This is a genomic window from Streptomyces synnematoformans (assembly GCF_039531005.1).
Taxonomy (GTDB): Bacteria; Actinomycetota; Actinomycetes; order Streptomycetales; family Streptomycetaceae; genus Streptomyces; species Streptomyces synnematoformans.
Genome location: NZ_BAAAPF010000325.1, coordinates 1 through 7,722, shown reverse-complemented (window position 1 = coordinate 7,722; position 7,722 = coordinate 1). Strand labels below are relative to the sequence as shown.

Below are 7,722 nucleotides of genomic sequence, written 5' to 3'. Positions count from 1 at the left end.
CCGCCCGCTCGGGCCCCGGCCGCTCCGCCTCCGCCGCCGCGCCGCTGCCGCGCAGCCGCGACGACAGGTCCGCCGCGTCCGCCGGCCGGTCCTCCGGGACCTTCGCCAGCAGGTCCAGCACCACCCGCTCCAGCGGCTCCGGGATCTCCGGCCGGTGCGTGCGCAGCGGCTCGGGCGGCGTGTCCCGGTGACCCACGAGGACCGCCCAGGCGTCGTCCAGGTCGAACGGCGGGACGCCGGTGGCGAGTTCGTACAGGACGCACCCCAGCGAGTACAGGTCGCTGCGGTGGTCGATGCCCCCGCCGCCGGAGATCTGCTCGGGCGACATGTAGTGCGGGGTGCCCATGGCCATGCCGCCCGCGCCGGTGAGCCGGGAGGTGAAGCCGATGTCGTGGGCGAGGCGCGCGATGCCGAAGTCGAGGATCTTCACCGTGCCGTCGCCGAGCCGCATGATGTTGGCGGGCTTCAGGTCCCGGTGCACGACGCCCTGGTCGTGGGTGTAGGCGAGGGCCGCCGCGACCTGCTCGGCGATGTCGATGACCTCCCCGACGGGCAGCGGCCGGTGCCCGCCCGCCTCCAGCAGCTGGCTGAGGTTGCGGCCCTGCAGCAGCTCCATGACGAGGTACAGCACGCCGTCGTCCTCGCCGAAGTCGTGCACGACGGTGACGCCGCGGTGCTGCAGCAGCGCCGCGACCCGGGCCTCGCGCCGGAAGCGCTCCTGTATCGCCGTGGAGACCGGGTGTCCCTGGCGCTGCGGCCCGGCGGGCTTGAGGCACTTGACGGCGACGCGGCGGCCCAGCGACTCGTCACGGGCCTGCCAGACCTCGCCCATGCCGCCACGGCCCAGGAGTTCGAGAAGCCGGTAGCGGCCCTGGATCAGCCTGGTCTCCGCCATGTCCCCGTGCCGCCCCCGCCATCGCCGTCGCCGCCTGCAGCCTTCACCCGTAGCCGTTACCCGTGGCCTTATCCCCCGACTCGTCCAGTATGGCTGCCGCCCGCGCCAGCTTGGAAGGTGAGGGCCGCGATGCGGGACCGAGCCGCTCCATGGCCCTGAGTATGTTCTGCGGCGGCAGCCGCCAGCGCACCCCGTCGGGTACGGCGCGCAGGATGTTCGCCGTCGCGCGCAGCCTGCGGTCGACCACGGGGGCCGGGGGTGCGGGGCGGCCGTAGAGCCGGTGGGCGGCCTGCGGCAGCGTGCCGTACGCCAGCCCGGCGATCCGGCTCCAGAGCAGGTTGCGGGCGGGGACGAGGAACGGGCCCACGGGCGGGCGCTGCAGGAAGGCGTCGACGTCGGCGGAGTCGGGGGTGGCGGCCAGCTCGGGAGCCACCCGTGCGAAGTACGCGGCGAGCGCGGCGGTGTCGCCGGGCACCGCGTCCGGGTCGAGGCCGACGAGGCGGGCGGCGGTGCGCTGTTCGCGCACGTAGGCGTCGGCGTGCGCGTCGGACAGCGTCAGGCCGGAGCGGCGGGCGACGTGGAGGTAGGAGTCGATCTCGGCGCAGTGCACCCAGAGCAGCAGCGCGGGCTCGTCCACGCGGTAGCTGTCGCCGGTGGCGGGGTCGACGGCGCGCAGGCGGCGGTGTATGCCGCGGACGCGGGCGCCGGCACGTTCGGCGGCGGGGGTGGCGCCGTAGGTGACGGTGCCGACGAAGGCGGCGGTGCGCAGGAGCCGGCCCCAGGCGTCGGTACGGAAGTCGGAGTTCTGCATGACGCCGCGGACGGCGCGCGGGTGCAGCGCCTGCAGGTACAGCGCGCGGACCCCGGCTATCCACATCACCGGGTCGCTGTGCAGCTGCCAGGTCACGGAGGCGGGTCCGAACAGCCCCGGATCCGGCTCCCCCGCGGGTCCCTCGGGCACGGCCATGCGGACCCTCCCAACGGCGCGCGGGCGCCCGCCGTGCGCCGGGTCCATTGTCACCCGCCGGGCCTGCACGCCGGCGCCCGGGTCGCGATCCGGCCCGGGCCGGACCGTACGGGCGGACGGCGCGCCGGGTCAGGCCCCGGCCGGGAGCCGGACCCGGATCTTGGACTGGCCGTGCGGCAGCTTCTCCCAGTCCGCCATGAACTCGGCCCTGAGCCCGTGCTTCCCGGCCAGCGCCACCAGCGTCTCGGTGCGGTAGTAGAAGTCCTCGCGCAGCACGTGGTGCTCCTCGGCCTCCGTGCGGTCGAAGGTGAAGTCGAACCAGCCGTCGGGCCGCAGCACCCGGCCGACGTGCGCGAGGCACTCGTCGATGACGTGCGGCGGGGAGTGGGAGAAGACGCTGTGCGCGTGGACGACGCGGAAGTGCGCGTCCGGGAGGAAGGCGAACGTCAGGTCCCGTACGGGCGTGAGGTGCGGCACCTTGTCCTGCAACCGCTGCCGGACGACGGTGTCCTGCGCGGCGAAGAGGATGTCCGGGGAGATGTCGAGGCCGTAGTAGCGGCCGGGCTCCAGGTAGTCGATGAAGCGCCAGCCGGCCCGCAGGTTGCCGCAGCCGATCTCCAGCATGCGGTCGCCGGGCTGCAGCCCGTGCCCGACGAGGTAGTCGAACTGCATCTTGCCCAGCGCGAGCCAGCGGTCGTGCGTCTTGCTGCCCACAGCCGCCTCGGGGTCGGCGGCGCAGTCGGAGCGCATCACGGCGCGGTAGTACGCGACGTGGTCGCGGTGGCGCAGCCGCAGCCAGGCGTCGCGGCCGGCGCGGGCGAGGTAGCGGGGCACCCGGTCCGGGTGGCGCGCGGCGTAGCGGACCCGGTGGGTGAGGGTCGTGCGGTTTGCGGTCAGGTTCTTGCGTGTCAAGGTGCACCCCTGGTGAACGCCAGTTGAACGGGCACGGATGATGGCCGCAGAGTTTAGAGGCCGGACGGGCGGGCGCAAGGCGGACCGCGGCCGTTCGGGTGATGCACGCGCAACGTCCCGGGGCGGCGTACCTCCGACGCCCGCCCAGGGAGTGACCGGGGCCGCCGCGGCCGTGATACTGGGCAAGCCAGACCCGATCGCGAACGGGCGCGAACGCCGCCGGAGGTACCCCATGCGAATGCTCATCAACGTGCCGGAGACCGTGGTGCCGGACGCCCTGCGCGGCATGGCCGCCGCCCACCCGGAACTGACCGTCGACGTGGAGAACCGGGTGGTGGTGCGGCGGGACGCGCCCGTCACCGACAAGGTCGGCCTGGTCTCCGGCGGCGGCTCCGGGCACGAGCCGCTGCACGGCGGCTTCGTCGGCCGCGGCATGCTGGACGCCGCCTGCGCCGGCGAGATCTTCACCTCGCCCGTCCCGGACCAGATGACCCGCGCCGCGGCGGCCGTGGACGCCGGCCGGGGGGTGCTGTTCATCGTGAAGAACTACACCGGCGACGTGCTGAACTTCGACATGGCCGCCGACCTCGCCCAGGACGAGGGCATCCAGGTCGCCAAGGTGCTCGTGGACGACGACGTCGCCGTGACCGACAGCCTCTACACCGCGGGCCGCCGCGGCGTCGGCGCGACGCTGTTCGTGGAGAAGATCGCCGGCGCCGCCGCTGAGGAGGGCGCGCCGCTGGAGCGGGTGGAGGCGCTGGCCCGCCAGGTCGTGGAGTCCTCGCGCAGCTTCGGCGTCGCGCTGAGCGCGTGCACCACGCCCGCCAAGGGCAGCCCCACGTTCGACCTGCCGGACGGTGAGCTGGAGCTGGGCATCGGCATCCACGGCGAGCCCGGCCGCGAGCGGCGGCCGATGATGACGTCGCACGAGATCGCGGACGCGTCGGTCGACGCGGTGCTGGCGGACCTGCGGCCCTCGGGCCCGGTGCTGGCGCTGGTCAACGGCATGGGCGCCACCCCGCTGATCGAGCTGTACGGCTTCAACGCCGAGGTGCAGCGGGTGCTGGCCGAGCGCGGCGTGCCGGTGGCCCGTACGCTCGTCGGGAACTACGTGACCTCGCTGGACATGGCGGGCTGCTCCGTCACGCTGTGCCAGGCGGACGAGGAGCTGCTGCGGCTGTGGGACGCGCCGGTGCGCACCCCCGGGCTGCGCTGGGGCATCTGAGGTCGCGGCCCCGCCGCCCCCGCGACGGGCGGGGGCGGTACGGACGCGGGTCCGGGAGGATCCGCAGGAGAAGGTACGAGAAGGGATGCGGCACGTGCTCGACGCGGAATTCTTCCGCCGCTGGATGCTCGCCACCGCGGCGGTCGTCGACCGGGAGGCCGCCCGCCTCACCGAACTCGACTCGGCGATCGGCGACGCCGACCACGGCGCCAACCTGCAGCGCGGCTTCACCGCCGTACGCGCGGCCCTGGAGGCGGAGCCGCCGCAGACGCCGGGCGCGGTGCTGGTGCTCGCCGGGCGGCAGCTGATCTCGAAGGTCGGCGGCGCCTCCGGGCCGCTGTACGGCACGCTGCTGCGCGGCACCGGCAAGGCCCTCGGCGACGACGCCGAGGTCACCGACGCGGCGCTGCGCGCGGCGCTGGACGAGGGGGTGGGCGCGGTCGCCAAGCTCGGCGGCGCGGCCCCCGGCGACAAGACGATGCTGGACGCGCTGGTGCCGGCCGTGGCGGCGCTCGGCGACGGCGACTACGGGGCGGCCCGCGCGGCGGCGGAGAAGGGCGCCGAGGACACCGTTCCGCTGCAGGCGCGCAAGGGCCGGGCCAGCTACCTCGGCGAGCGCAGCATCGGGCACCGGGACCCGGGCGCGACGTCGTCGGCGCTGCTGGTGGGCGCGCTGGCCGAGACCGCGGAGGCGGTGACCGGTGGCTGAGGGCCCGCTGGTCGGCCTGGTGCTGGTCTCGCACAGCGCCGCGGTCGCCGAGTCCGTGGCCCGGATGGCGGTCGCGCTGGCGGGCGTGGACACGGTGGCCGTCGAGCACGCGGGCGGTACGGCCGACGGCGGCTACGGCACGGACGCGGACCGCATCGCGGCGGCGGCGCGGACCGCGGACCGGGGCGCGGGCGTGGGGCTGCTGGTGGACCTGGGCAGCGCGGTGCTGACGGTGAAGTCGCTGGTGGCGGACGAGGAGCTGCCGGCCGGGGCGCGGCTGCTGGACGCGCCGTTCGTGGAGGGCGCGGTGGCCGCGGTCGTCACGGCGTCCACCGGGGCGGACCTGGACGCGGTCGCGGCGGCGGCACAGGAGGCGTACGGCTACCGCAAGGAGTGAAGCGGCGCCGCGGCCGCGCGCGGGCGCGTGCGGCGGCCGCGGCGGCGACGCGTGTGCGCCGGGTGCTCCGGCGGGAAGACAGACGGGGACACGGGCGGCGCCGCAGCGCGCCGCGGAAGGGGGCGGCGCGCGGGCGCCGCCGGACACGAAGGGGCGGACAGTGAAGATAGCCGTGTTCGGTGCCGGCAGCATCGGCTGCCACCTGGGCGGCATGCTGGCCGAGGTGGCGGACGTGACCTTAGTCGGCCGGCCGGCGGCGATGGACGTGCTGCGCTCCCGCGGCCTGCTGCTCACCGGGGGCGGCCGGGCGGAGCGCCGCGTCGCACCGGCCGCGGTTCGTCTGGCCACCGGGCCGCAGGCCGCCGCGGGGGCGGACTACGTCCTGGTCACCGTGAAGTCCGCGGCCACCGCGCAGGCCGCCCGCGAGCTGGCCGGGCACCTGGCCCCCGGCGCCGCGGTCGTGAGCTTCCAGAACGGGCTGCGCAACCCGGGGCTGCTGCGCGAGGAGCTGCCGGGGCGGACGGTGCTCGCGGGTATGGTCCCGTACAACGTGGTACAGGCCGCCCCCGGCGTGTTCCACCAGGGCACGGCGGGCGTGCTGATGGTCGACGGGGGCGAGCGCTCGGCGCCGCTGGCGGCGGCGATGGCGCAGGCCGGGCTGGCGGTCGAGCCGCGGGACGACATGCCCGAGGTGCAGCACGCGAAGCTGCTGATGAACCTCAACAACGCGATCAACGCGCTGTCCGGGCTGCCGCTGCGCGAGCAGCTGGGGCAGCGCGCGTACCGCGCCTGCCTCGCGCTGTGCCAGCGCGAGGCGCTGGCCGCGTTCCGCGCGGCGAACCTGGCCCCCGCCCGGCTCAGCCCGGTGCCCCCGGGGCTGATGCCGCTGGTGCTGCGGCTGCCCGACCGGCTCTTCCGGCGGCTGGCGGCGGCGACGCTGCGCGTGGACGCGCAGGCCCGGTCCTCGATGTGGGAGGACCTGCAGCGCGGCCGGCCCACGGAGATCGACACGCTGCAGGGCGAGGTCACGGCGCTGGCGACGCGCCACGGGATGCGGGCGCCGGTGAACGCGCGGCTGGCGGAGCTGGTGCGGGAGGCGGAGTCGCGGGGCACGGGCGGGGCACGGCGGTGGGGCGGGGCGGAGCTGCTGGCGGAGCTGCGGGCGGCGGCGGACGAGGGAGCCGCGGAGCGCGGCTGAGCCGGCCCGCGCCGGGGGCCTACGGGTGCGCGTGCGGCGGTACGGCCACGTCCGCGCCCGGGCCCGGGCCCGCCGGCTCCGCGGCGAACCAGGTCGGCTCGTCCGACAGCGCCAGCCGGATCCGGTGCCGCGCGAACTGCTCCAGCTCCTCCGGCAGGGCGTCCGGGTCGAACCAGCCGACCTCCAGCCCTTCGTCGTCGTTGACCCGGGCCTCGCCGCCGGTGGCCCGGCAGCGCAGCGAGATGTCCATGAACTGGCACTTGTCCCCGTTGGGGTACTCGATCGGGTCCAGCCCCTCCACCAGCACGACCCGCTCGGCCGTGCAGACGACACCGGTCTCCTCGTACACCTCGCGGACCGCGGTCTGCGCCGGCTGCTCCCCGGGCTCCGGGATCCCGCCGACGATCGACCAGCGCCCGGTGTCCGCGCGCCGGTGGAGCAGCACCCGGCCGCGGTCGTCGACCACGACGGCGCTGACGCCGGGGAGGAAGAGGAGCTGCTGGCCGGCGGTCGCGCGCAGCTCGCGGATGAAGTCGGGTGTCGCCATGGCGGCAAGCGTAAACGGCCGCGGAGTGCGGTCGGGAAACGCGCCGTGACCCGCGGGCTACGCTTCGGCGGCACCGCCGGCCAGGGGGTGGCGCAGGCGGTCGCGGATGGTGCGTACGGCCTCTTCGGCGTTGTCGACCGTGATCGTGAAGTCGTGGCCGTTCGACAGCCGCAGCACCAGGCCCTCGCCGCGCCGGACGACCACCGCGGTGCCCTTGCCGGGGCGCCAGCGGTAGCCCCAGCCGCCCCAGTGCCGGGGCGTGACCCGCGGCTCGAACTCGGCGGCGAGCACCTGGGTCAGCGGGATGCGGCGGCGCGGCAGGCCGAGGTGGCCGCAGCGGACCTCCAGGGCGTCGTCGTCGACGCTGACCGCCACGTGGACGAACGCCACGGTGCCGGCGAGGATGAGCAGGCCGGCGGCGATGCAGCCGACCACGGACATGACGAGCGGGGCGAGCCCCCCGGTCCACTGCGTCGCGACGGCCAGCTCGATGCCGAGGGCCATGCAGGCAGCGCCGATCAGGGCGAGCAGCCACTGCACACGGTTGGTGGCCCGCCCGGTCCAGACGCGGGAGCGGTCGTCCTTCATACCACCGAGAGTACGCCCGACGGGCCGTGCCGGCAGTCCCTCCGCGGCTATCCGGGTACGGCCCCGGAGCGGGCCGGGGCGTCGTGCAGCAGCCGGCCCTCCGCGTACCCGAGGGCGGCGGCGGGCAGGGCGCCGGCGCGGCCGCTGAGGAGGACGGTGAGGGAGCCGGTGGGCGCCGCGGCGGCGTCCGGCTCGGCGCCGATGCGGCGCAGCGCCTGCCCGGCGACGTCCCCGGCGGAGCCGTACAGCGCCACCGGCGGCGCGCCGGGCTGCCGCACGGCGGC

The 7,722-nt window shown here is 76.0% G+C and carries 9 protein-coding genes and 1 pseudogene; 4 read left to right on the top strand and 6 right to left on the bottom strand.

Annotation, left to right across the window (positions count from 1 at the left end; genetic code table 11):
* The 3 genes from ABD317_RS30710 to ABD317_RS30700 form a co-directional block, all read right to left on the bottom strand.
* The coding region (locus ABD317_RS30710; protein ID WP_344294113.1) for a serine/threonine-protein kinase at positions 1 to 895 on the bottom strand (895 nt) is incomplete at its 3' end.
* A 43-nt stretch (positions 896 to 938) separates the two neighbouring features.
* Positions 939 to 1,862 (bottom strand): oxygenase MpaB family protein, encoded by a 924-nt coding sequence (locus tag ABD317_RS30705; RefSeq protein ID WP_344294112.1) that lies wholly within the window; start codon positions 1,860 to 1,862, stop codon positions 939 to 941.
* Between the two features lie 129 nt (positions 1,863 to 1,991).
* Positions 1,992 to 2,774 carry a methyltransferase gene (locus tag ABD317_RS30700; protein ID WP_027757477.1) on the bottom strand — a complete coding sequence of 261 codons (783 nt, stop codon included), beginning with the start codon at positions 2,772 to 2,774 and terminating at the stop codon, positions 1,992 to 1,994.
* A gap of 232 nt (positions 2,775 to 3,006) precedes the next feature.
* Between ABD317_RS30700 and dhaK the strand changes: the two genes are divergently transcribed.
* The 4 genes from dhaK (at position 3,007) to ABD317_RS30680 (ending at position 6,303) form a co-directional block, all read left to right on the top strand.
* Positions 3,007 to 3,999, top strand: a complete 993-nt coding sequence (gene dhaK, locus ABD317_RS30695) for a dihydroxyacetone kinase subunit DhaK (protein WP_027757476.1) — start codon at positions 3,007 to 3,009, stop codon at positions 3,997 to 3,999.
* Positions 4,000 to 4,093: 94 nt separating this feature from the next.
* Positions 4,094 to 4,708 (top strand): dihydroxyacetone kinase subunit DhaL, encoded by a 615-nt coding sequence (gene dhaL / locus ABD317_RS30690; RefSeq protein WP_027757475.1) that lies wholly within the window; start codon positions 4,094 to 4,096, stop codon positions 4,706 to 4,708.
* A complete protein-coding gene (locus ABD317_RS30685) occupies positions 4,701 to 5,105 on the top strand; it encodes a PTS sugar transporter subunit IIA domain-containing protein (RefSeq protein WP_027757474.1) in 405 nt (134 codons plus the stop codon). The genes dhaL and ABD317_RS30685 overlap by 8 nt, the downstream gene beginning before the upstream one ends.
* Before the next feature lie 160 nt (positions 5,106 to 5,265).
* Positions 5,266 to 6,303, top strand: coding sequence for a 2-dehydropantoate 2-reductase (locus tag ABD317_RS30680; protein WP_344294111.1), 1,038 nt, complete (start codon positions 5,266 to 5,268; stop codon positions 6,301 to 6,303).
* A gap of 19 nt (positions 6,304 to 6,322) precedes the next feature.
* On the opposite strand, the gene ABD317_RS30675 is transcribed toward ABD317_RS30680, so the two are convergent.
* The 3 genes and pseudogenes from ABD317_RS30675 to ABD317_RS30665 form a co-directional block, all read right to left on the bottom strand.
* A complete protein-coding gene (locus tag ABD317_RS30675) occupies positions 6,323 to 6,850 on the bottom strand; it encodes an NUDIX hydrolase (protein ID WP_344294109.1) in 528 nt (175 codons plus the stop codon).
* Positions 6,851 to 6,907: 57 nt separating this feature from the next.
* Complete coding sequence (locus ABD317_RS30670; RefSeq protein ID WP_027757472.1) at positions 6,908 to 7,438, bottom strand: hypothetical protein; 531 nt, start codon at positions 7,436 to 7,438, stop codon at positions 6,908 to 6,910.
* A gap of 47 nt (positions 7,439 to 7,485) precedes the next feature.
* Positions 7,486 to 7,722: pseudogene (locus tag ABD317_RS30665) on the bottom strand (glutamate racemase); the annotation flags it as partial.